The sequence below is a fragment of the Singulisphaera sp. GP187 genome (assembly GCF_900129635.1).
GTDB lineage: Bacteria > Planctomycetota > Planctomycetia > Isosphaerales > Isosphaeraceae > Singulisphaera.
The window spans coordinates 3250545-3274690 of the sequence record NZ_FSRB01000001.1 but is presented as its reverse complement, the minus strand read 5'-3'; the positions used below and the strand labels follow the sequence as shown (position 1 = coordinate 3274690).

Annotated in this window: 13 protein-coding genes and 1 pseudogene; 10 read left to right on the top strand and 4 right to left on the bottom strand. The window is 64.1% G+C overall.

The window, feature by feature from the left end:
- Positions 1–5: 5 nt before the first annotated feature.
- Both BUS42_RS12815 and BUS42_RS46425 read right to left on the bottom strand, forming a co-directional pair.
- Positions 6–7301 (bottom strand): FG-GAP-like repeat-containing protein, encoded by a 7296-nt coding sequence (locus BUS42_RS12815; RefSeq protein WP_159452219.1) that lies wholly within the window; start codon positions 7299–7301, stop codon positions 6–8.
- A 577-nt stretch (positions 7302–7878) separates the two neighbouring features.
- Positions 7879–8217, bottom strand: a complete 339-nt coding sequence (locus BUS42_RS46425) for a transposase (protein ID WP_074307244.1) — start codon at positions 8215–8217, stop codon at positions 7879–7881.
- 428 nt (positions 8218–8645) lie between these two features.
- Here BUS42_RS46425 and BUS42_RS12805 point away from each other — a divergent pair, with 428 nt between their 5' ends.
- The 7 genes and pseudogenes from BUS42_RS12805 (at position 8646) to BUS42_RS12775 (ending at position 17724) form a co-directional block, all read left to right on the top strand.
- Positions 8646–14132, top strand: a complete 5487-nt coding sequence (locus BUS42_RS12805) for a hypothetical protein (RefSeq protein ID WP_074307243.1) — start codon at positions 8646–8648, stop codon at positions 14130–14132.
- Positions 14129–14434 carry a hypothetical protein gene (locus BUS42_RS12800; protein WP_143206313.1) on the top strand — a complete coding sequence of 102 codons (306 nt, stop codon included), beginning with the start codon at positions 14129–14131 and terminating at the stop codon, positions 14432–14434. The genes BUS42_RS12805 and BUS42_RS12800 overlap by 4 nt, the downstream gene beginning before the upstream one ends.
- A gap of 106 nt (positions 14435–14540) precedes the next feature.
- The gene (gene nadB, locus BUS42_RS12795; RefSeq protein WP_074307241.1) at positions 14541–16208 is read left to right on the top strand and encodes an L-aspartate oxidase; all 1668 of its coding nucleotides are present in this window, start codon (positions 14541–14543) and stop codon (positions 16206–16208) included.
- A gap of 431 nt (positions 16209–16639) precedes the next feature.
- Entirely contained in the window at positions 16640–16804 is a 165-nt protein-coding gene (locus BUS42_RS12790; protein WP_074307240.1) for a DUF3309 family protein, read from the top strand.
- A 143-nt stretch (positions 16805–16947) separates the two neighbouring features.
- Positions 16948–17172 (top strand): hypothetical protein, encoded by a 225-nt coding sequence (locus tag BUS42_RS12785; protein WP_074307239.1) that lies wholly within the window; start codon positions 16948–16950, stop codon positions 17170–17172.
- Between the two features lie 22 nt (positions 17173–17194).
- Positions 17195–17397, top strand: a pseudogene (locus tag BUS42_RS12780) (CsbD family protein).
- 117 nt (positions 17398–17514) lie between these two features.
- On the top strand, positions 17515–17724 hold the full coding sequence (locus tag BUS42_RS12775; protein ID WP_083670538.1) for a hypothetical protein: 210 nt from the start codon (positions 17515–17517) through the stop codon (positions 17722–17724).
- Positions 17725–18035: 311 nt separating this feature from the next.
- On the opposite strand, the gene BUS42_RS12770 is transcribed toward BUS42_RS12775, so the two are convergent.
- Positions 18036–19562 carry a tetratricopeptide repeat protein gene (locus tag BUS42_RS12770; protein ID WP_074307238.1) on the bottom strand — a complete coding sequence of 509 codons (1527 nt, stop codon included), beginning with the start codon at positions 19560–19562 and terminating at the stop codon, positions 18036–18038.
- 291 nt (positions 19563–19853) lie between these two features.
- On the opposite strand from BUS42_RS12770, the gene BUS42_RS12765 reads away from it, so the two are divergent.
- The 3 genes from BUS42_RS12765 to BUS42_RS12755 are packed head-to-tail and all read left to right on the top strand — an operon-like array spanning position 19854 to position 22100.
- Positions 19854–20762, top strand: coding sequence for a TIGR04222 domain-containing membrane protein (locus tag BUS42_RS12765; RefSeq protein ID WP_074307237.1), 909 nt, complete (start codon positions 19854–19856; stop codon positions 20760–20762).
- Positions 20762–21607 carry an MbnB/TglH/ChrH family RiPP precursor modification enzyme gene (locus BUS42_RS12760; RefSeq protein ID WP_074307236.1) on the top strand — a complete coding sequence of 282 codons (846 nt, stop codon included), beginning with the start codon at positions 20762–20764 and terminating at the stop codon, positions 21605–21607. Before BUS42_RS12765 ends, BUS42_RS12760 begins: the two co-directional genes overlap by 1 nt.
- Complete coding sequence (locus tag BUS42_RS12755; protein WP_074307235.1) at positions 21597–22100, top strand: SCO6045 C-terminal-like domain-containing protein; 504 nt, start codon at positions 21597–21599, stop codon at positions 22098–22100. Before BUS42_RS12760 ends, BUS42_RS12755 begins: the two co-directional genes overlap by 11 nt.
- Before the next feature lie 209 nt (positions 22101–22309).
- Here BUS42_RS12755 and BUS42_RS12750 read toward each other — a convergent pair whose 3' ends face one another.
- A complete protein-coding gene (locus BUS42_RS12750; protein ID WP_083670178.1) occupies positions 22310–24097 on the bottom strand; it encodes a GIY-YIG nuclease family protein in 1788 nt (595 codons plus the stop codon).
- Between the last annotated feature and the right edge of the window lie 49 nt (positions 24098–24146).

The window sequence follows — 24146 nt, the reverse complement described above, 5'->3', positions numbered from 1 at the left end:
CGTACTCATTTCGGGATGTTGATCCAGCCGTTTCCTTTCAGCCAATCTTTTTCTGCATTCGAGAGTTGCCGGCCACCATGTTTCCAGGAACCATCAATGTTGAGCGCTGATCCATCATCCAAATGGACGTGCGTCTGCTCACCCTTGATCTTTCCGATGTCCACTCGTTCTATCGATTTCGGTGCCTGGCCGTTCTGAATCGCCTTATTCATCTGGTTCGGGCTGATTTGCTTCGTCGCAGCCGTCGGCTTTGTTGGTAAATTCCCAAGGTCACGTTGAGACGGCTTTGATCCAGATACCAACTCGTCGATTTTGTCCCTGTATCTCTTTGGAGTCGGACAAAGGTCATCAACCTTGCCGCCAATTTTCCCCAGCTTGGCGGCCTTGCCGATGCCCGGCCCGCTGACTACGCCGAGCGCCGCACTACCCGCCTCCGCAGCGGCCAGCAGGCTTCCGCCCGTATCCTTGCTGACGAAGCTGCCTCCTCGCTGGTGGACACCACCCATGGACGGGGCGTTGGCAGCCTCGAGAGCCTCGAAAGGGCTCATCCCGTAGCCCGCTGTCACGCGGCCGTTTGCCTGATGGCCTGCGAAATCGCTATTAATGTTACTCCCAGCTGCCGCAAGGCCGTCCAAATCGACGATCCATCCAAGCGTGTTGTCCAGGAGACTCCAGCCGAACCCTCCTACAAAGGCCCCTGTGGGTGATGCCCAACCACCGGGGGGAGTGCTTTGGGAAGGGGCACCTGCAGCTAGCCCCAGGGGGTCGGTGGCGTTGGTCGGCCCATTGCCGACGTAGCGGTAAAGGTTGGCGTCACCGGCCGCGAAGCCGATCGGGTCCTCCTGCGTCCAGCGGCCCAGTGCCGCATCATAGTAGCGGGCCCGGTGGTACTGCAATCCCGTCGCGGTGTCGAGCTCGCGGCCGGTGAACTTGAACCGGTCCCCGGCCGACGGGTTGGTCTCGGCCGTGACGCGGCCGAAGCTGTCGTAGGCGACGTGGTCGATCACCGTGCCCGCCGTGTTGGCCAGGTCGTGGACCGTGCCCAGGCGGTCGGTCAGGTACCATGCGGTGGTCCCGGCGGCGTCGGTCCGGGCCAGGAGCATGTCGACGGCCGGGCCGTGCAGGTAGCGGGTCTTCAGCGTGCCGGCGGCGTCGAAGTCGGCGTAGGGGTTGACGCCGTCGTAGGCCGTCCAGGACTGCACCGGGGCGGCGGCCCCGGCGCCGTCGGCGTCGACGACAATGCCGATGCGGCGGTCGAACGCGTCGTAGGTGTAGGTCGCCTGCATCACGACGACGCCGCCGGCGTTCTTGCGGGTGACGGCGGTGAGGCGGTTGCGGTGGTCGTAGGCGTAGGTGGTCACGGCGCCGCTGGCCGTCTCGGTCCGGGCCGTGAGGTTCCCCTCGGCGTCGTAGATCAGGGTCGATCCGGGCGCCTGCTCGAGGCGGTTGCCGGTGCCGGTGACGTAGCCGGGCAGGGTCCGGTTGCCGTTGAGGTCGTAGCTGTAGCCTTCGGAGCGGGCCCCGCCGACGCCGGTGAGCTGGCCGGTGTCGTCATAGGTGTAGTTGAACGCCCCCTCGGCGTTGGTCTCGGTGGTGAGCCGGCTGGCGGCGTCATAGCCATACGTGTACGAGGCCAGGGTCGCGCCGCCGGCGACCTGGTGGATCAGGGTGGTGAGCCGGTCGAGCGCGTCGTAGGCGAAGCTGGAGTTGACGGCCGTGCCCGTGCCGCCGAGGGTGCGTGCGAGCGCGGTGAGGCGGCTGTCGGCGTCGTAACTGAAGCCGACCTGGGGGCCGATGTGGGACCCGAGCGATCGGGCGATCGTGGTGAGGCGATCGAGGGCGTCGTAGGCGAAGGTGGTGACCCCAGGGCCGGCCCAGCCGGTGCCGGCGAGGTTGTCGGCCAGGCGGGTGCGGTTGCCGACGGCGTCGTAGCCGGAGGTGAGGGTGAGGCCGGGCTGGCCGGTGGCGGCGCCTGAGGTGGTGGCGGTCGTCTGGCGGCCGAGGTTGTCGTAGGTGAAGGTCAGGGTGGCGTCGGGGTCGGCGATCCCGAGGAGCTGGCTGGCGGCGTCGTAGGTCGAGGTGAACGTCCGGAGCGTGTTGCCGGCGCCGTCGAGCCAGCGTTCGTTGGTACGGCGGCCGAGACCGTCGTAGGCGAATGCGGTGCGACGGCCGAGCCGATCGGTGACGCCGGTGAGTTGGTCGGCGGCGTCGTAGGCAAGGGTCGTGGCGAGTCCGCGAGGGTCGAGGATCGCCGTGAGCCGGTCGAGAGCGTCATAGCTGAAGGTCGTGCGATTGCCCAGCGGGTCGGTGACGGCGGTGCGGTTGCTCACCGCATCGTAGGCGTAGCGGGTCAGGCCGGAACGGGGATCGGCGACCGTGACGAGGCGGTCGAGACCGTCGTAGGTGGAGGTGGTGGTCTTGCCCAGCGTGTCGGTGACGGCGGTGAGGTTGCTCACCGCATCGTAGGCGTAGCGGGTCAGGCCGGAATGGGGATCGGTGACCGTGACGAGCCGGTCGAGGCGGTCGTAGGCAAAGGTGGTGGTCTTGTTCAGCGGGTCGGTGACGGCGATGCGGTTGCCGACCGCGTCGTAGGCGTAGCGGGTCACCGGCGCGGTCAGCGGCCCGACCCCGTCAGGGTCGGGGGCGGTGATCGTGGTCAAGCGATCGCGCAGGTCATAGGCGAAGGTCGAGGTCCGCCCCAGCGGGTCGAGGGTGGTCGCGAGCCGGCCCAGATTGTCGTAAGTGAAGATTGACACCGGCGCGGTGAGCGGGCCGGCGCCGTCGGGGTCGGGGGCCGTGACCTTGATGAGCTGACCGGCCGCGTCGTACTCGGAGGTGGTGACCCGGTTGAGGGGGTCGGTGACCGTGGTCGGCCGGCCGACGGCGTCATAGCTGTAGACCGTCACGGGGGAAGCGAGCGGGCCGGCGCCATCGGGATCGGGAGCGGTGATCGTGGTCAGGCGGTCGCGGACGTCGTAGGCGAAGGAGGTGATCCGCCCGAGGGGGTCGGTCGTGGACGTCAGCCGGCCCAGGTTGTCGTAGCCGTAGCTGGTCACCGGTGCGGTCAGCGGGCCGGCGCCGTCGGGGTCGGGACCGACCACCGAGGCGAGCCGGCCGGCCGGGTCGTAGTTGGAGGTGGTGACCCGGCCCAGCGGGTCGGTGAGGCTGGTCAGGCGGTCCTCGGCGTCGTAGGCGTAGCGGGTCACCGGCGCGGTGAGCGGACCGGCGCCGTCGGGGTCGGGCGCCGTGACGCTCGCCAGTCGTCCCGCCGGGTCGTACTGGTAGGTGGTGACCCGCCCCAGCGGGTCGGTCTCGGTCGTCAGCCGGCCCGCGGCATCATAGGTGGCGAAGGACCGCGGTGCGGCCTGCCCGAAGCCGTAGTAATTGCCGGGCGCCGGCAGGTCGTTGGGCTCGCCGAGGGAGATCGGCTGGCCTTGACCGGCGAGGAACAATTGGCCGGTGCTCGGCCGGTAGGTGGCGAGGTCAGCCGTGCCGTCGCCGTTGTAGTCGGCCGCCGCAGGCCGGTCTTGGGACCCGCCGTAGGAGATCGGCTGGGCTTGACCGGCGATGAACCATTGGCCGGTGCTTGGCTGGTAGACGGCAAGGTCGGCCTTGCCGTCGCCGTCGTAGTCGGCCGCCGCCGGCAGGCCGTTGGGCCCGCCGAAGGAAACCGGCTGGGCTTGACCGGCGATGAACCATTGGCCGGTGCTTGGCTGGTAGACGGCGAGGTCAACCTTGCCGTCGCCGTCGAAATCGGCCGGCGCCGGCAGGTCGTTGGGCCCGCCGAAGGAGATCGGCTGGCCTTGACCGGCGATGAACCATTGGCCGGTGCTCGGCCGGTACACGGCGAGGTCGGTCTTGCCGTCGCCGTCGTAGTCGGCCGGCGCCGGCAGGTCGTTGGGGATGCCGAAGGAGGTGGGGACGCCGGAGAAAGGGGCGATGAACCATTGGCCGGTGCTCGGCCGATAGACGGCGAGGTCGGCCTTGCCGTCGCCGTCGTAGTCGGCCGCCGCCGGCAGGCCGTTGGGCCCGCCGAGGGAGATCGGCTGGGCTTGGCCGGCGATGAACCATTGGCCGGTGCTCGGCCGGTAGGTGGCGAAGTCGGCCGTGCCGTCGCCGTTGTAGTCGGCCGGTGCCGGCCGGTCTTGGGACCCACCGAAGGAGATCGGCTGGGCTTGACCGGCGATGAACCATTGGCCGGTGCTCGGCCGGTAGACAGCGAGATCCGCGGTGCCGTCGCCGTTGTAGTCGGCCGGCGCCGGCAGGTCGTTGGGCCCGCCGAAGGAAACCGGCTGGGCTTGACCGGCAAAGAACCATTGGCCGGTGCTTGGCCGGTAGACAGCGAGGTCAGCGATACCGTCGCCGTTGTAGTCGGCCGCCGCGGGCAGGTCGTTGGACCCGCCGTAGGTGATCGGCTGGGCTTGACCGGCGAAGAACCATTGGCCGGTGCTCGGTCGGTAGACGGCAAGGTCGGGCTTGCCGTCGCCGTTGTAGTCGGCCACCGCGGGCAGGTCGTTGGACCCGCCGTAGGCGATGGGGGAGGCGGGGGCGCCGGAGGGAGCGGTGATCAACCACTGGCCGGTGCTCGGCCGGTAGACGGCCGGGTCGGCCGTGCCGGCGCCGTCGGGGTCCGACTGAGTGGTGCCGGTCTGACGGCCCATCGCGTCGTACTGATAGTAGGTGATGCGGCCCAACTCGTCGGTTTCCCGGATCAGGTCGTCGGCCGCGTTGTAGGCGAACTTCTGCGTGGCGCCCCCTGGCAAGGTGATCGTCGTCAGACGCCCCTTGCTGTCGTAGGTGAACCCCGTCGTCGGCGCCAGCAACGGGCCGGCTCCGTCGGGGTCGGGACGGGTGACGCTCGTCAGGTTGCCCCGGCTGTCGTAGCTGGAGGTCGTCACCCGGCCCAGCGGGTCGGTCTCGGTGAGTCGGTTGCCCCGGCCGTCGAGCGTGTAGGTCGTGGTCCGCCCGGTCTCATCGCGATAGCTCAACGGCTGGCTGAACGTGGGGTCGTAGGTCCAGACGCGGGTGGACAGGTCCGGCAGGGTCATGCCGGTCAGGTTGCCCCGGCCGTCGTAGGCGAAGGTCGTCACCGGCGCGGTCAGGGGGCCGCCGGGGCCGTCAGGGTCCGGCCCGGTGATCTTGAGGACCCGGCCGTGGGCGTCCCGCTCGTATTGGGTGACGTTGCCCAGGGGATCGACCTCCTCGGTGACGTAGCCGAAGCGGTCGGTGGTGAGGGTGGTGGTGCGGTGGGTGGCGTCGACGACGGTGGCCTTAGCGGCGCTGGGCAGCGCCATCGGCGCCGGGTTGGCCGCGGTGCCCACACCGGTCGTGGGGTCGACGAGCCCCCGGATCGCGATCGGGGTCACCTGCTGCGCATCGAGGCCGGAGCGGGCCATCGAGAGCACCCTCAGCGAGGAGGGGTCGTAGGTGAACGTGGTGACCCGGCCCGTCGCGTCGTGGCTCGCGGTCATCAGGCCGTTGTCGTCGTAGGCGAAGGTCGAGACCGAGGAGGTCAGCGGGCCGGCGCCGTCGGGGTCGACCTGGGTGATCGACGTCAGCCGGCGGCCGATATAGCCGTAGGTGGTCACTCGGCCGGCGTAGTCGCGCATCGCCTGCAGCAGGCCGCCGCTGTAGGTGTAGGTGGCGACCCGGCCGTAGGGATCGGTGGCCTGCCCGAGCTCTCCGGCTACACCGTCGCCGTCGCCGTCGACATAGGCATAGGTCGTCGCGTTGCCGTTGCGATCGACGCGCGCCGTGAGGAGGCCGCTGGCGTTGAATTCGCTACGGCCGCCATCCTTGTGCGTCAGGACCCATCCGCCCGCTCCCGCGTGAGCCAGCCGCGAGGAGCTCCCCTCCGGGGTGATGTAGCCGCCCGCCCCGTCGTCGGCGAACCAGCCGGCGGTGGCGTCGCCGCGGATCAGCGCCACGCCGCCGGCGGCGGGCACGATCCGGTCGAGGTCGCCGATCCACCACCGATTGCCGTACGGGCTGTCGATCCGGTTGAAGATCTCCCTCGCGCCGGTGATCGTGTAGGTCGAGAGCTCTGAGCCGAAGGAGGCCTCGAGGTCGATCGCGTAGTCATAGTGGCCGGTGGGCAGCGCCGAGGCGTTGACCTGCATCACGAAGAGGACGGTCTGGCCGGGGACCAGGCCGGCGGTGCTGTAGTGGATCGGGGTGCCGACGATGCCGCCGAAGTTGAGCGTGGCCACGATCTTGTCGGGGACGGGGCCGCTGTCCGGTAGAGTCCACTCGACGGAGACGATCGGATGGGGATTGGTGTGGTTCGAGTAGTCCGGTCGGGGGGCCTCGCAGAAGGGCTGGCCGTTGCCCGAGGGAGAGTAGTCCATCTGCCCGGTCTGCGGGTTGATGCCGGGGGTAGGACAGGGGGGGGCACCAATGTTGAGGGGCGGCTGGTCGTAGGGCGACATCGGGCCCATGGGCCCATTGTCGCGATCGCGGTTGTTGTCCGTCGTCGGCCGGCCGCGGTTGCTATCGTTGTCGGCGATGGTGACCGTCGCCGGATTGCCGACCACGGTGTAGCCATAGCTGGGCCGCGGCTTGAGGGTCACCTTGACCGTCTCGTCTAACTCCTTCAAGGTGTCGTGCTTGGGAGTGACGTCGATCGTGACGCTGGTCTGCCCGACCGGAATGGTCACGGTGCCCGCCAGCGTGGTGTAATCGGTGCCGGCCGTCGCGGTCCCGCTGACGGTATACTCGACGGTCAGCGAGCTCGAGGTGTCGCCGGTGCGCGTGATCGTGAACCGGCCCTTGTCCGGATTGGCCTGGGTCGTGTTATTGGGCTCGGCCGCCTTGGGGTCGGTTGCCTCGATGCGGACTTCCGCCGGCTGTGGCTCCGACGTATCATTATCGTGGATCGTGACCGAGAAGCTCGGGGCGCTCGGTTGGACTAAATAGTCGTTGGGGCGATGCTCGATCGACAGCACGACAGTCTCGTCGTCCTCGTCCAATGCGTCATCGATCGGGGTGATCTCTACATATGCATCACTCGAACCGCCAGGAATGGTGACGCTACGTGCTATGGATTGGTAGTCCAAGCCCTCCGTCGCGGTCCCGCTGATGGTATAATAAATCGTTACCGGGCCTTCTCCATTGACGATCCAAAAATGGAAGGCGGCGGTGTCGGCTGGCCCGGTTTGCGTCTCAGAGCCGTTGCTGTAGGGGCCGTAGTCTACCGTCGGCACCGTCAAGAGTTGCCGGACCTCCAAGGCCTGGATCAGGGGAGGAAGGCCATGGCGCGATCGGTCAATACGGCGGGAAGCCGGGCGGCGGGGGCGTCGCACAGTGCAGTCCTCACGTGGGGGGAGCCCAGCCCGGCGGCGCAAAAGGGCGGCCCGGGGGTGGGACACGAGGGGCCATTTAGATTCGGTTATCGTCGATTCAGATATCGTCGATGAGGGAAATATTCGAGAGGTAGCCATATCATCAGGGACCATCCCGGCTTGCACTGCCGGGATGGTCTTCGGACGATGCGGCTCCGCATCAAGGTCGGAGTTTAGGTGTGTCCCCCGAGGGATTGCAAGATCCTCCCCGGTGGATTCTCCCCAATTTGGCCGAAATCGGGTGGGAAGCCGATTTGAAATGATGACCTAGTAGTTTCTTACATAATGCGCTTACGTCATTTATTGAACACATCGAGTCGAGCGAAAAAAATCCTTCGCTATCCCCTGGGAAAAATCATCGTCTTGGCCGGGCAGACCGTCGTCCTTCCATCGGCAGAAAAATCTAAGACTGCCATACGGGTTTCGAGACCGGGATCTGAACGCGTAGCTTCATCAGCCTCGCTGGCTGACGAGGTTGTGGGAGACATTTGACCAGACGACCGCTTGGCCAAGAGGCCACCTCTGTCGTGGGTACTGATCACCCTGCGCCATAGTTTGGTTCATCAGGAGAGCGACCCCACGCTGCCGAATCAGGCGTTCGGTGACCCGACAGAGCGCCACGCTTTTTGCCAAGGCTTTGAAACCACCACGGGGACGGAAGGCGTTGTTCGGCTCCCTGGGCCATCGTGCGGTGGGGCGGGTCGGTGCGGAGGGTTTGCTGGTCGTTGAGGTCCTCATAGCCGACGGCGAGGATGATGATCCGCTGAGTGAGCATGGACTTCTGGTCGTGGATGACAGTGGGAAGCCAGCGAGGGTCGGGAATGGCTTGGTCGAGGACGTCGAGGAGTCCGAGTCGTTGGCCGACCTCGCGAAGCAAGAGGATGTCGGCGTCGGAGGTGAGCCGTCCCCCCCCCCCTGAAAATCGGCGACGACCGCTTGGGAGCCGAGCCTAGAAAAGTCGAGGGTCTCGCGGTTACAGTGTGTCGTAGCGACGACCTCGCATTTTGAGGGTGTGGGGTGTCGTTAATCTCTATTTTCCAAAATGTTTCGGCTGACGCGCAACTCATTTTTTTTCGGAGATCGGATGAAATATCCGGGCTAAGGTCCGTACTCGGACCCCGGTGCGCGGTCCATCATGAAGACCGGGGGCCAAGGGACTGCAGACACCCAGACGTGAGCCACTCGAGGGTAAATCGCAGTCGGATCGGGAATCATTGCGGCGGGTTAGCTTTTTCGCGTCTCCGAATCGTATAATAGCGTGAGCCGTCGCGCCCCCTCACGTCTGTCCCAAGGGAGTCCGCATCCATGGCCTCGAGCACGCAGCCATACGGCAAGATGCTGGACTACGAGCAATACATCGACCATCAGCTCAGCAGGACACGGTCGCGGATCAAGATGACCGACCTGTTGACCGCGAGCCTGATGCTGGTGGCGTCGGCGATTGCGCTCTTGTTTGTGGAGGTGGTGCTCGACCACGCGTTTGGTCTGCCGATCTGGCTGCGGCGGATTGTCTTGTTCACCGGGGTGACGGCGGGGCTCGTGTTTACGGTCCTGCGAATTGTGTTTCCGCTGATCGGCCGGGTCAACGGGTTCTACGCGGCGAAGACGATCGAGGAGTCTGACCCCGCGTTCAAGAATAGCTTGATCAGTTATCTCGACCTGAAACGGCATCGGAGCGAGATTTCGAAGGCGGCGATGACGGCGATCGAGGCCAAGGCGGTCAACGACCTGACCGGCATCGAGATCGACGCCGTCGTCAATCAGCGCAGGCTGATCCAGGTCGCCTATACGCTGTCCGCCGTCCTCGTTCTGTTTTGTCTCTATGCGTTTCTGACGCCGAAGAGCATCTTCGACTCGACCAAGCGGGCGCTCCTGGCGGACGTGGTCCGACCGACCAACACCCGGCTGATGAATATCAAGCCGGGGGACGACCCGGAACTCTCCAAGGTTGTGGCTGGGAGTCACGTCTCCTTCTTCGTGGACGTCTCTCAGGGGCTTCGACCCGACCGCGTGCTGCTCCACTACAGCGTTGATGGTGGCAAGTTCTACACGGTCCAAGAGTTTACGCCGGGAACGAACCGTTACGACCCCTGGCAAACCGCGCTTCGTAACGTCCAGCAGAGCATCGACTACTATCTGACGGGGGGCGACGCCGAATCGCTGAAGTATCACGTCGAGGTGACGCCCGCCCCGATGGTGACGTCGGTCTCGATCGACTACGACTTCCCCCGCTACCTCAAGCTCGATCGCCGCCCCGGGATCGAGGGAGGGAACGTCGAGGCGATCGAAGGGACGATCGTGACCGTGCACGCGCGGACGAACGAGCCCGCGCGCTCGGCCGCGCTCTCGTTCACCAAGGCCGATGCGGTTGCGATGGAGGTGGCCTCGTCGGACCCGAAAGAGTTGGTCGGCAAGTTCAAGGTCGACAAGTCGGGCAGTTACACGATCAAGTTCCGGACGAGCGGCGGTCAGATGAACCCTGACCCGGTGGTCCATGACATTATCGCGTTGCCCGACCTCGCTCCGACCGCGTCGTTCGAAAAGCCCGAGACGCCGGAGATCGAGGTTGCGAGCAACGTGCAGGTCCCGTTGGTGATGAAGGCCAGCGACGACCATGGCGTCAAGGACGTCACGCTCCACGTCCACCAGAAAGGGGAGACGCTGCTCTCGAAGAACTTGCTCGAGCAGCGACCCCCGACCACCAGCTTCCGAGGGACCGAGCTGCTCGACCTGACCTCGTGGAAGGTGGAGCCGGGTACGGAACTGGAATACTGGCTCACGGTCCGCGACACCAAGGAGCCGCAGTCGAACCGGTTCGAGACCGCGCGGCAGAAGATCAAGATCGGCGCTCCGCTCCCTCCGAGCGAGAAGAAACAAGCGGATCAGAAGGCCCAGGAAGCGAAGCGACAGGACGAGCAGCAGCAGAAGACCGCCGCCGAGAACCCCGATCCCGAGTCGTCGGAGCCGGCACCTCGACCCCGGCCGGACCAAGAGCAAGAGCCGCGCGACCGCGGTGAAGGTGCTGACTCTCAAAACGCGCGTGCGAACGACCAGCCAGGTACGCAGAAAGAGGACAGGGGAACCGTCGACTCGACCGACGGCCAGGGACAGAAAGCCGACCCACGCGAACCGCGTCCGATGTCCCCGGAGGACCTCAAAAAGCTTCGTGACCTGCAAAAATCACTCGGGATGGATCGGCCGAAGTCGTCCAACGGATCAGGCAGCGGCACGGACAACACGAAACCGTCGTCGGCGAATCCGAGCCCGCCCCGGACTGGTCAGACTTCGAGCCCACCGCAGACCGGTTCGAACGGAGCTCGAGAGCCTGTTTCTCCGGCAACGCCACCGCAGACGGGATCGTCAAATTCTTCGCCATCGGACAACACGCAGCCACCCCGCGGCGATGCTTCCGATGTCGTGCGTGGTAATATGTCGAATCCGCCCTCGGACTCGGCACCTCAACCGAATGTCAACTCGAAGCCAAATGCGACGGATGGTCAGCAGTCCAACGGCGCGTCGAAGCCAAATGGCCCGCAGCCCAACGGCACGTCGAAGCCAAATGCGACCGATGGTCAGCAGCCCAACGGCGCGTCGAAGCCGAATGCGACGGATGGTCAGCAGCCTAACGGCGCGTCGAAGCCAAATGCGACCGATGGTCAGCAGCCTAACGGCGCGTCGAAGCCAGATGGTCAGCAGCCCAACGGCGCGTCGAAGCCAAATGCGACCGATGGTCAGCAGCCCAACGGCGCGTCGAAGCCAAATGGCCCGCAGCCCAACGGCACGTCGAAGCCAAATGCGACCGATGGTCAGCAGCCCAACGGCGCGTCGAAGCCGAATGCGACGGATGGTCAGCAGCCTAACGGCGCGTCGAAGCCAAATGCGACCGATGGTCAGCAGCCTAACGGCGCGTCGAAGCCAGATGGTCAGCAGCCCAACGGCGCGTCGAAGCCAAATGGCCCGCAGCCCAACGGCACGTCGAAGCCAAATGCGACCGATGGTCAGCAGCCCAACGGCGCGTCGAAGCCGAATGCGACGGATGGTCAGCAGCCCAACGGCGCGTCGAAGCCAAATGCGACGGATGGTCAGCAGCCTAACGGCGCGTCGAAGCCAAATGGCCCGCAGCCCAACGGCACGTCGAAGCCAAATGCGACCGATGGTCAGCAGCCCAACGGCGCGTCGAAGCCGAATGCGACGGATGGTCAGCAGCCTAACGGCGCGTCGAAGCCAAATGCGACCGATGGTCAGCAGCCCAACGGCGCGTCGAAGCCAAATGCGACCGATGGTCAGCAGCCCAACGGCGCGTCGAAGCCGAATGCGACGGATGGTCAGCAGCCTAACGGCGCGTCGAAGCCGAATGGCCCGCAGCCCAACGGCACGTCGAAGCCAAATGCGACCGATGGTCAGCAGCCCAACGGCGCGTCGAAGCCGAATGCGACCGATGGTCAGCAGCCTAACGGCGCGTCGAAGCCAAATGCGACCGATGGTCAGCAGCCCAACGGCGCGTCGAAGCCAAATGGCCCGCAGCCCAACGGCACGTCGAAGCCAAATGCGACCGATGGTCAGCAGCCCAACGGCGCGTCGAAGCCGAATGCGACGGATGGTCAGCAGCCTAACGGCGCGTCGAAGCCAAATGCGACCGATGGTCAGCAGCCCAACGGCGCGTCGAAGCCGAATGCGACGGATGGTCAGCAGCCTAACGGCGCGTCGAAGCCAAATGCGACCGATGGTCAGCAGCCCAACGGCGCGTCGAAGCCAGATGGTCAGCAGCCCAACGGCGCGTCGAAGCCAAATGCGACCGATGGTCAGCAGCCCAACGGCGCGTCGAAGCCGAATGCGACGGATGGTCAGCAGCCTAACGGCGCGTCGAAGCCAAATGCGACCGATGGTCAGCAGCCCAACGGCGCGTCGAAGCCGAATGCGACCGATGGTCAGCAGCCCAACGGCATGTCGAAGCCGAATGCGACGGATGGTCAGCAGCCTAACGGCGCGTCGAAGCCGAATGGCCCGCAGCCCAACGGCGCGTCGAAGCCAAATGCGACCGATGGTCAGCAGCCCAACGGCGCGTCGAAGCCGAATGCGACGGATGGTCAGCAGCCCAACGGTGCCGCGAAGCCCAATACATCCGAAGCAGAGCGAGCGGCCGAGAAGCCTCAGACCGATGGTCGGAATGCACGCCCGCAAACCAAACCAGATGAGGAGGGGCGTCCGGGCCGACAAGAGGCTCCTAACCAGACGGATCCATCAACTCGTCCATCTAACGCGATGGATCAGCAGAAGGCCGCGACCGACCGAAGTTCGGAATCGCCTTCGACCAAGGACGGGCAATCCAAAACGCAGAAAGACGCGACCGATAAGGCCACGGCGACGACCAAGAAGTCTGACCAAGCCAAGAATCGTCCGCAGCCCGAATCGACCAAGAAGGCTCAACAGAAGACTGTGACCAAGAAGGATCAGGAGAAGGCCGCTTCCAAGGACGAGCAAGCCAAGAAGCCAGAGGACAAGGGTCCAAAATACGAGATCCCGAAGAAAGAGCAGGAGAAGAAGAAGGCCGAACGCAAGCCGCAGCGGCCTGAGGAAGAGCCGGCGCCGCCCGAGCAGCGACAGCCCGATCCGCAACAGCAGCCTGCTTCGCCACCCCAGCCGCCTCAGACTCAGTCTGCTCCCCCGAGCCCTGCTGGTGGCCAGTCCTCCTCGAGCGGCTCGCCCGAAAGCCAGTCTGGAACGCAATCCAATCCAGGTTCCTCGCCCGGCAGCCCGTCGTCGTCGGGCGGCAAGGAAGGGTCGAATCCGGGGCCGGGCTCTTCACCCGGCAGCCCGTCGTCGTTGGGCGGCAAGGAAGGGTCGAATCCGGGGCCAGGCTCTTCACCCGGCAACTCGCCTTCCGCAGGTGGCCAGCCAGGTCCAGGCTCCTCGCCCGGCAGTCCGTCGTCGTCGGGCGGCAAGGAAGGGTCGAATCCGGGGCCGGGCTCCTCGCCCGGCAACTCGCCTTCCGCAGGTGGCCAGCCAGGTCCAGGCTCCTCGCCCGGCAGTCCGTCGTCGTCGGGCGGCAAGGAAGGGTCGAATCCGGGGCCGGGCTCCTCGCCCGGCAACTCGCCTTCCACAGGTGGAAAGCCAGGTTCGCAACCGGGTTCGGGGGCTTCCTCGGGCAACTCGCCCTCGTCGGGTAATCCGACGCGGCCCGATGCTTCGCCGAACCCGAAGGATGTCCCGACGAATCCTCAAGGGAACGCAGGGCAGGGGGCGGAGCAGCGGGGTTCGATGAATTCGGGAACTCAGAAAACAGGGACGGATTCAAACGCCCCGCCACGCACGGGTGATGGCCAGCGATCGGGTGAGCCCGCGCCTCCTAACGATGCCCCTTCGCAGGGATCGGAGCGCAATGGAGAAGGGGCGACCGGCACTCCCACCCAGGGAACGGCCGGGCCGGGCCAAAAGCGTGAGTCAGCGGGCCAACCCTCGGGCGAGCCGAGCCAGGAAGGTGGCCAAGGGGACTCGCAGGATCGGCAGAAGGGGCCGGCAGGCGGCAAGGGGGGGGCACCACTCCGTCGGGTGGCGGACGAGCGGCCCCCGGGGATGCCGGCGAGCCGATGGCTCCCTCGACCAAGGATCAAGGCGAACTCCCGCCTCGCGCGGAAACACCCCCTGCGAACTCGGCCGAGACCGTCGCTCCTGACGTACCTCAGACCGACCTCGTCCTCAACAAGCTTGAAGATCTCCTCAAGCGAAATCAGGTCACTCCGGAACTCGAGCAAGCGACCGGGATGTCTCGCGAGGAGATGGAGCAGTTCGTGACGAAGATGAAGAAGCTCGAAAAGGCTCCCACCGGCCCCGGCCGTGAGATTCAGGTCAAGCCGGGTGTCGACCGGAAGTTCGACCCGAACCGGACGCTGCCCGACCTGAGCCCGAACGCTCGTCTGGGCACCCGCACCGATCGTGCTCGCGGAAGCATTGCCCAAGATGAGCTTCGCGATAACCTTCAAGGGGCGCGCTTCGAGGTTCCCCGCGAACTGCGGCCCGGCTTCGAAGCCTTTAAGAGCAGTCTCTCGCGACCGAAGTCGCGCCGGCCCGCGGCCACGAGCCCCAGCGGCGAGTAACCTTTGGTCGGGCCGATGATGATCAGTGATCGATGGGCAGGGAGGCGTTCGGCTTCTCCTGCCTGCCCATCGCCTCATGGTAATGGCACTTATGCGTGAGACTCCCATGGCCGCCCCGCTCGATCTGCCCCGCCGCTACCTCGTTGGCTTCGACCCGCGGGAGTTGCCCCATCACTTTGCGGATGTCCTGATCATCGGCGGCGGTGTCGCCGGGATGCGGACTGCGCTCGGGATCGACGAGCCCCACCGGGTCCTCGTCGTCACCAAGGACGAGGTTCGCGAGAGCAACAGCAGCTACGCCCAGGGCGGCATCGCGGGAGTGCTCGACCCTGAGGACCACTTCGAGGACCACATCGCCGACACGCTGGCCGCCGGCAAGGGCCTCTGCGATCCCGAGGTCGTCGCGATGGTCGTTCGCGAAGCGCCGCGGCGGATCGCGGAGCTGATCGAGTGGGGAACCCACTTCGACGAGGTCGATGGCCAGGTGGCGCTTACTCGCGAAGGGGGGCACTCGCACCCCCGAATCGTCCATGCGCTCGGGGACGCGACCGGCCTGGAGGTCATGCGGGCCGTGATCCTCAAGGCGAGCGCCCGAGCGAACACGCGGATCTGGCAGAACAGCTTCACGATCGACCTGCTCACGCACGAGGGGCGGTGCCGAGGGGCCTTGGTCTGGGATCGCAGGCGCGGGCCTGCCTTGGTCTGGGCCCGGGCGGTCATGCTTGCGACGGGAGGAGCCGGCCAGCTCTATCGCGAGACGACCAACCCCGCGATCGCCACGGCCGACGGCCACGCGCTGGCCTATCGCGCGGGGGCCGAGCTCCGCGACATGGAATTCATGCAGTTCCACCCGACGGTGCTCTACATCGCCGGCTCGGCGCGCCACCTACTGACCGAGGCGCTTCGCGGGGAGGGGGCGTATCTCCGCGACCGCAATGGCCGCAGGTTCATGCCCGAATATCACCCGCTTGCCGAACTCGCTCCCCGCGACGACGTCTCGCGCGCGATCACCGAGCAAATGGCCAAGACCCGGCACCCGAGCGTCTATCTCGATCTTTCGCATCTGGATGCCGCCTACATCCGCCGCCGGTTCCCAGGGATCGACCGCCTCTGCCGCGGCTTCGACCTGGATATGACCCGCGACCTGATCCCGGTCCGCCCCGGCGCCCACTACATGATCGGTGGCGTGACGATCGACGACGACGGCCGGACCACGCTCCCCGGCCTCTGGGCCGCCGGAGAAGTCACCAGCTCCGGCCTCCACGGCGCCAATCGCCTGGCCTCAAACAGCCTGCTCGAAGGCCTCGTCCACGGCGCCCGCGCTGCCGAGGATATCGTGCGGATGCTCGAGAGCGAAGGCCCGGCCCGCCTCGAAGTCCCCCCCATCGCCGGCGCTCCGGTCGAGGGCGGCCACGAAACCCTCGACCTCGCCGACATCCGCGACTCGTTGCGCTCCCTGATGTGGCGGTCGGTCGGCATCACCCGCGATGCTGCCGGCTTGGCCGAAGCCGCCGAGCAGGTCGAGTTCTGGCGCCGATACGTCCTCGGTCATGCCTTCACCGACCCCGCCGGGTGGACCATGCAAAACATGCTGATGGTGGCACGTTTAATGATTGCCGCCGCGAGCCAGCGTGAAGAGTCGCGTGGCGTCCACACCCGGAGTGATTTTCCCAACCCCGACCCCGCCTGGGTCCGGCATATCGCCTTGCGCGTCCCTTCTCTCGAGATCGAAGGGATCAACCACGCGATCGCGACGGCTGCTCACGAGGTTTGACTTGGTGGTTGCAAACGATCATGCGACCTGGGGAAGGAAGAGCCGCACGACGCTTCCTTCCCTGTTCCTTAACCTTGAGCGAGCTGCTTCCTCATCATGGAACACCGTGAAGGAAACGGGTCATCGAATTTCTCACTCGGGACACTCGAGGATACCAGACTCGGCGACCAAATTCTCTTGCGTTTCTTACTCGGAGTTGTGAGACTGGAATATCGTAATCGTTGGATGACTTAATGAAGGACAACGCGGCCGTGCCGGGGGGCACTTAGTTCCTTAGAGAGTCACCGGACGTGTTCGTACGCCGGACATCGACGATCGAGCACATCGAGGTTTTTCGCTTTCGAGTATGCGGGATGGCTTCCGCTACGAGGAGCGAACGTGTTGGACGAATCCACCTCGCCAACTCCGTAAGCGATCGATGGGAGCGAACCATGGGTTCGATCTTGCTCGTCGTGCTGATCATATTGCTTGTGGGTGGCTTGCCACAGTGGAATTACAGCCGAGGCTGGGGATATGGTCCCAACGGCGGCTTGGGGCTGGTGCTGGGGATCGTTCTGATCCTCCTGCCTCTTGGGTACATCCCGCGTGGTTTCTAAGCGAAGTGGGTGTGCCTCAGCTCCGGTGGCTTGGTCGCCGCACCCCTATCATGACAGCGATTTCTGACGCCCAAACTCCGTCGCCGCCGTGTTTCGACCTGAGGTCGAGGACACCTCAAAAAAACAGCAAGGGAGATCCCATCATGGCGATGTTCGGACAGTACAAGCTCTCGGACGCGATGCGCCAATCCCGTCGCAAGGTCGGTGGCGAGAAAGGCGGCCGTTCGGTGGTGACCCACGAGACTGCCGCCGAGCAGATCCGGGAGGGTAAAGAGAGCGAGGAGGCCGCCGATGCCGGGGTGCGCAACCGGGATCGAATGGTCGACATCGGCCGTGGCAACCAACAAGCGGGACGCCAGGGGCAATGATGTCCATTCACGGAGGCTCGTCATAAACTGGGATCAAATCGCAGGAGACTGGAAGTAGTTCACTGACAAGGCCAAGGAACGGTGGGCAAGCTGACCGACAACGACCTCACGACCATCACCGGCCAGCGCAACCAACTGGCCGGACTCTTGCCGCAAAGGAACGGCTATGCCAAGGACCAGGCGGAAAGAGAAGTCGACGAGTTCTCGCGGGCGCTGAAGCCGTAAGCGTCACTCGGCTGCTGGGCATGGCAGCTCCTGATTGAGGGTCGTGGTCAACCTGACTCCAGGATGGCCACGGAAGCAATGATCCGGAACCCAATGACCCCGATGGAGACGAGTACGATGCAGACCGCAACGAAGCACGCCGCAAGTGAACATCATCACATGGCCGCCGCTCACCATGCGGCCGCCGCTCATCACCACTTGGAGGCGGCCCACCATCACGATGTGGGCGAGCACGAAGCCGCTAAGAAGCATGCCGAAACCGCGCACGAGCACGGCGAGCACGCTCATAAGGCCGCAGCCACCGCGCACGAGCATTCGAGCAAATGAGGCTTCGCCTCGAGTACCCACGTTCCACCTCCTCCGCCGGAAGCCATTCTTGGGGAATTGTCGCTCTCCGGTGGAGTGAGGACAAATCTGGGTGACCTGCGGCACTTGAGCCATGGCGGCCCGTGATCTCACCGGCGCAGTTTTCAGCGAGCGTGGTGTCGATGTCGCTCGGCATTAACCTCTCGTGGTCAATGATCGCTCCGCCTGGCCATCGCCCTTTGAGCCGTGATCGTGGAGAAGGTCCGCGACGTCGTTGGACTCGATGCGAGCCTGCCGGAGAACGCAATCGTGAGGAGGCGGGTTGGGAATCGTTATTTCAGTCCAAGGGTTTCGCACCAAATCGGGCTTGTGCCACAATGATAAGGCTTTTTGTCTTCAAAAACCTTTAACATCTGCTCGAATGTTCTGCAGTCTCTTCCCTCTTTCCTAAAGCCAGCAATGGCTTGATGTTGCCAGAGCACAGCCGAGTTGAAATCGCCGGATTCCGCGTAAGCAACCGCGAGGATCAACGGGACAACCGTTTCGTTGTAATCCGTTAATTCCTTGGCTCGTGTTGATACCCTCAGTGCGGCCGCGACCGCTTTACGACCATCGCGGATCCGTGGATCAGGGGCGGTGGCCCAAACCCACGCTCGCATCATGTCAGCGAAAGGGGTGAGACGAGTTTCCAGTCGCGCTGCCTCTTCTAGATCAGAAAACAGATGATCATAGTTTTGTTTTGATAGCCATGCCCCGGAACGGTCGTAATAGACGAAAGCACGATACTCTGGCGCACGCTGAATTGCCTCGGAATAGTCATCCAAAGCGAGGTCGAGATCGCCTTTCTTCCGGCGCGCACTGGCTCGCGCTAAATAGACCACACCGAGCTCTGGGGAGAGCCGCAACGCCTCATCGCAATCTTCGATTGCACCCACGTAATCCTTCAATTCCTTCCGCACTTCGGCTCGATTGAGGTAAAAAGCGGCGGTTTTCGGATCGATCCGGATCGCTTCGCAGATGTCTTGCAAGGCACGCTTGTAGTCCTTCTTCTCTTTCCAGAACATTCCACGATTGCTTTGAGCCATTGCGCTCTGGGGATCGAGTTGGAAGCCAGCCTTGTAGTCGGCCAAGATGAGATCATCATCCTTCGACAATCTCTTCAGGACATAGGCGCGGTTAAAATAGAGTTTGGCACATGTGGGGTCGAGGGTGATGGCCTCAGTATAGTCCGCATTTGCCTGCTCTAGCATTCCTGTAGACTCAAAAAAGTAGCCGCGAAGTTTAAGCGCTTCTGCGGATTTCGGGGCAATTCGGATCGCCACGTCGAAGTCTTTCCGAGCGGCCTCGAAGTCCTTGAGCGTGAATCGCGAATAGCCTCTGTCGGCGTACGCCGCGGCAAATGCAGAATCGAGTTGGATCGCTTCCGAAAAGTCGGCGATTGCGTGCACGTTATCGCCATTGGCGGAGCGGGTACGTCCACGGTGATAGTAGGTTTCTGCCTTGCCAGGGTCGTTCTTCAAGACCTCAGTCAGATAGGCAGTCGCCTTGTCGAGGGGGACCACTTCGAGGCGTTTGGCCCACCCCTTGAGGTTCTCATACTCGGCGACCAACCAAATCCAGTCGCCTTGCACTCGCTCGACGTGATAGACATGAAACTTTCGCCCTACAGGGACAACCTGTCTGGCGACCCTTAAGTTTGTGTCAAGCGACTTGAAGACCACACATTCCACACCGGCCGGTCGATCTGCCGAGTCCGCGGTTGCCTCGGATCTCATCGAAGTGAGAATTGCAAAAACTACCGATGCGATCAAACGACAGGCGACGCTGAACATCCCCCTCATAAAGACCTCCTGAGCCATGAGACTCTTGTGCCTTCTGGATTCACGACGATTTCGATCCATCGAGGTGGGGCGCGGGGGACATATACAACAACGCCGAAAACCCCGCAAGGCAGGTTGCGTTGTCGGATCAGGTGTTTGCCCCCATGCTGTGCATGTGGCCCAGATTCGCGGTCGGGAGCCGAAAAGGGGCCGATGCAATCGTGTTCCCCAGTGGCTTTGGCTCCGCCCTGGGGTACGTTATCATGGTCCGACAGGGGGGGATGACCGAAGGGCCGACGAAGCGGTCGCCCGGCATGGGGAAGGTTCCCGATGGATCTGCTCAACTTGACGGGTTCTCACTTCTTGAATTTCTATCTCTGCCTCATGTCTGGAGCCGTTGTTATGGCGGCGGTACTCCGGTGGGGGGCACGCTCCCCTTCTGACGACCCGGGCATCGAGACCATGGACCTCGATCCGTACGAAGTCGCGTACCTCTCCGGAGGCGATGAGCCGGCCGCGGATGCCGCAATCGCGAGCTTGGTTCAGCGTGGGGCGGTGTCGGTCAACCCTGCCCGCAGGACGATCAAGGCGGAAGGTTCCCTGCCGCGCAGGCTCCACTCGGTTGAGCGAGCCGTCGCGCCGGATCCAACGTTCGCCATGGAAGCTGAGCGGACGATCGCGGCAGCCCGACAGGCCGCGAAGCCGGCGCTGGAGGGAACCCGAAAACGTTTGGTTATGCTTGGCTTGCTGCTGGATAACGGCCCGGCCCGGATTGCCCGTTGGCTGCCGACGTTGCCTCTGCTTGCGGTGTTACTGCTCGGGCTGGCCAAGATCCAGGTGGGTCTCGCGCGTGGCAAGCCCGTCTCCTACCTGGTCGCGCTCTGCCTGGTCACGGCGCTCGTCGGGATCGGCTTTGGGTTTGTGCGCCCGTGTCGCTCACGGAGGGGGGACTCGGTGCTGAAACAGCTCCGCCGTCAGAACGCTGCGCTGCGGTTGACCGGCTCGCGGCGGGCGGCGAAATTGGCGAATCATGATCTGACGCTGGCCGTGGCCCTGTTTGGCACGGGGATCCTGGTCGGTGGACCCTTGAATGATCTGAGGACGGCCCTGGCACCTCCCCCGAGCCTCGGGGGAGGCGGCAGCGGAGGAGCCGACTGTGGTGGAGGAGGATGTGGAGGCGGCGACGGCGGTGGCGGTGGCGGTGGGAGCGGTTGTGGGGGATGCGGGGGCGGAGACTGATGAGTACCGGGCGATCACCACTCGGTCTGGGACTCGGCTGGCGCCCTGAACTGGCGTTGTTGATCGAACGCCATCGCGACTTGCAGTTTGTCGAGGTCCTTGCCGAAGACCTCGACGCCTCGGGTTCGCTCCCGGTTCCGATTGAACAACTCCGCGAGCGGGGCGTCACCGTCATCCCGCACGGAGTGACCCTCTCGCTCGGCGGTGCCGAGCCGCTCGACCGCAGGTGGCTGGAGGCGTTGGGACGACTGGCAACGCGGCTCGGAGCCCCCTTGGTCAGCGAGCATATTGCATTCGTTCGCGCCGGCGGGATTGAAGCGGGGCACCTCCTGCCGTTGCCCCGCACGCACGCGATGCTGGACCTGCTCGTCGCGAACGTGCGTTTGGCCCAGGAAGCGTTGCCGGTCCCGCTTGCCCTGGAGAACGTGGCGACCTTGCTGGAGTGGCCCCACCCCGAGATGGACGAGGCGACCTTTCTTGCGGAAGTGCTGGAACGCACCGGCGCCTTGCTCCTGCTCGATATCGCCAACGTCCACGCCAACGCGCGGAACCACGGCTGGGATCCGCTTGCGTACCTCGATCGACTCCCACTCGATCGGGTCGCGTACGTCCACGTCGCCGGTGGCGTCGAGCGCGAGGGGTTCTACCACGATACACACGCCCACCCGATCGCTCCCCCGGTCCTCGACCTTCTCGAAGCCTTGGCGGCCCGAACGGCCCTGCCCGGCGTTCTGCTCGAGCGCGATGATCGCTTCCCCTCCGACGCGGAAGTCGCGTCGGAATTGAACGCAATCCAAGCCGCCGTCCTGCGAGGGGAAAACCGGAGGAGACAAGGTGTCACTTGATCCGCGCGAGCGCCTGGCTGTCCAGCAGGCTGAGCTCGTTCGAGCCCTGACCGGCCAGGTCGGACCTCCCGAAGCTTTTATCCCGGGACAGGTCCGAACGGCGGCCCTGGCTCTGGCGCGGAAACGGGCCCGGTCCGTGGCGCGGGCGTGGCCCTCTCTGGTCGAAACCCTGGGGCCAGGTTTCGAGCCTTGCTTTGCGTCGTACGCCACCGAGGCGCCGCTGCCCCGTCGTGGAGGACCGTTGGCGGATGGACGCAACTTCGTCCGGTCCCTCGATCGCCAGGGCAAGCTCTCCGACCTCGCGCGGCTCGAAGCGTTGTCGGTCGACCTCCACTACGCCTCGCGATCGGTGGGACTGGTCGCACGCCGCGGTCCTTCGCTGGCGATCGCCCTTCTCAGGCACCCACGCCGGCTGATCCTGGCCGCACGGTGGCCGGGCCTCCGGGCTCGACGGATTGCCGTACCTCTCGGGCGTAGGATGGCTCATAAATGAACGTCGGTGGAAATGACGAAGGTCTTGGGGCCTCAGGTACTGTCGCTACGTTATCGGGGCTTCTGCCCAGATCCATCAACCCTGCGTCATTGTCACAGTGTCAAAAGAACCAGCCCATGCGAAGGCCCAAAGACAGGGAGCTGATCGCGCTCTCTGTCTTCCGACGGACGAAGAGCCCCCAGTCACGTGGCGACAACCTCGACTAGAGGTCAAATGACCTCTTCAGCGAGGACGGCATTCTCATCCTCTTGCTCCGACTCATCACCTTCATCGTCGAACGGGAGACGGGATTGGTACGCAGACTCGGATTCCGTCCAACGCTTTCTGAATTCCGGGTCGACCTGCATCTGTCGCTCGAGGGCGAGCGAATCGCGGTAGTCCCTGGCCTCGGCCGCCATCGTCCATTTTACCTCAGGTGCCAGTTCCTCGATTACGGCGCGGATATCTTGGAGTTTCAAGCGAAAGAATTCCTTGCGGCGATTGACCTTGTTGACCTGATTTTGCAGGAAGCGACGGTGTAGGGCCGCCTCGAGTGCGGGCGCGTCTTCCGAGCGGATCATGGCATGGACGTCAAACGCAAATGGGACGCTTGCGTCGCCCAGTTCCTTGACGCGGTCCAACGGCTCCAGCCTACGCGTCAGGCCGATCTTATAGACGTCGTCCCCGAACGAGCCGATGTTCGAGATCACATAGACATTCCCACGCTTCGTTTGTTGGGCCATTGAGATCGCACGCTGATTTTTTTCTTCGGCCGTCCGTAGCTTTTCCGCGAGATCCTGGAGCTGCGCCTCGTACTTCACCCGGTCTTCGGCGTTGGCCATCTCGTATTCCAGGCGGGCTCGTTCGATAGCCTTCGTGATGGTCTCTTCTTCACGTTCGGATTGCTTGATCGCTCTCTCGATTTCCTTGCGTGCCCTCTCATCCTCACGGATTTGTTCACGGATCGCCCGCTGTTCTTCACGCTGCTTCTCCTTCACCCGCTGGACCGCCACGGTCCATTTCAGTTCCTCCAGCCTGGCGTCCAAGAATTCCTCGTGGATTCTCGCGTTCTTGAAGACCTCCCCGTTGTGGTTGGCGAGTGCGTACACGTCCCTAATTTCCTGGATCAGTTTGCCCTGATTGGCGGGCTTGAGCCTGGCGAGGATCGAGTCGACCTTGCCGTTGAAAGCGCCCAGGACAAAACTGATGGCATACTCCCTCTTCCACCCCTCGGGATAGTTGCAGGTGGCGGCAACTCCTCCTTTCTCCATGATTCTCGTCCGGTCCCGAGCGATTTTGAGCCGTTCGCCTGCCTTGTGGAACCCAAATTCCTCGGCCAGTTCATCAATCACGTGGGAGGCAGGCACCATGTAAGTGTTCGCGTAGCCGCTTACGACGTTCTGCATCGCCGTGGCTGTGGCCTCGTAGAATTCTTGCCGCTTCAACGCCTCATAGGCCTTGCTGCCAATCTCATGAGCCCGCGTCTCGGCTTTTTCCCGAATCTCCAAGGCGTAGGTTGTGGCTCGATTGAGAGTGTCATCGACCTTTTGGGTTTTCTCTTTTGCCTCCTTCCTCGCCTGGGAGGCAATCTGCTTCGCTTCCTTCGTGGCGGCTTCGATGAGACCTTGGGCCTGCAATTCCGAAGTCCTGAAAGTTTCCTTCGCCGCCGCCGCACTCTTCTCGATTTCGGTCGTAATCCGCTGCTTTAGGGTATTGGCCTCGCGAGTCGCCGTCTGCACGATCTCAAATGCCTGCTGCTGGGCTTCGTTCGCCCTGGCAGCGATCTCGGCTTCGAGTTTCTTCGACCTTTCAAGAATATTGGGTACGTGTCGAAGCTTTTCAAGTTTTGCTAATTCACTCCTCAAGGCCACAACTTCGGCCGAATCGCTGGCATCCTGCTCTTGGATCTCGGCCTCCAAGGCGGCGACCCGGGTAACCAGTTCACTCTTACTGATGAGAGCGTAGACGGCTAATCCAATCGATACGAGGACGACCAGTCCAGCAACGACGTAAAACATGGTAATACTCCGGTGTATCGGGGCGGAGAAGGCGCGAGAAGATGATAGC

Bases quoted from the DNA above. Each gene is read 5' to 3' on its own strand.
- BUS42_RS12750 (WP_083670178.1), bottom strand. From the start codon at position 24,097: ATGTTTTACGTCGTTGCTGGACTGGTCGTCCTCGTATCGATTGGATTA.
- BUS42_RS12775 (WP_083670538.1), top strand. From the start codon at position 17,515: ATGCAGACCGCAACGAAGCACGCCGCAAGTGAACATCATCACATGGCC.
- BUS42_RS12770 (WP_074307238.1), bottom strand. From the start codon at position 19,562: ATGGCTCAGGAGGTCTTTATGAGGGGGATGTTCAGCGTCGCCTGTCGT.
- nadB (WP_074307241.1), top strand. From the start codon at position 14,541: ATGGCCGCCCCGCTCGATCTGCCCCGCCGCTACCTCGTTGGCTTCGAC.
- BUS42_RS12805 (WP_074307243.1), top strand. From the start codon at position 8,646: ATGGCCTCGAGCACGCAGCCATACGGCAAGATGCTGGACTACGAGCAA.
- BUS42_RS12790 (WP_074307240.1), top strand. From the start codon at position 16,640: ATGGGTTCGATCTTGCTCGTCGTGCTGATCATATTGCTTGTGGGTGGC.
- BUS42_RS12760 (WP_074307236.1), top strand. From the start codon at position 20,762: ATGAGTACCGGGCGATCACCACTCGGTCTGGGACTCGGCTGGCGCCCT.
- BUS42_RS12785 (WP_074307239.1), top strand. From the start codon at position 16,948: ATGGCGATGTTCGGACAGTACAAGCTCTCGGACGCGATGCGCCAATCC.
- BUS42_RS12765 (WP_074307237.1), top strand. From the start codon at position 19,854: ATGGATCTGCTCAACTTGACGGGTTCTCACTTCTTGAATTTCTATCTC.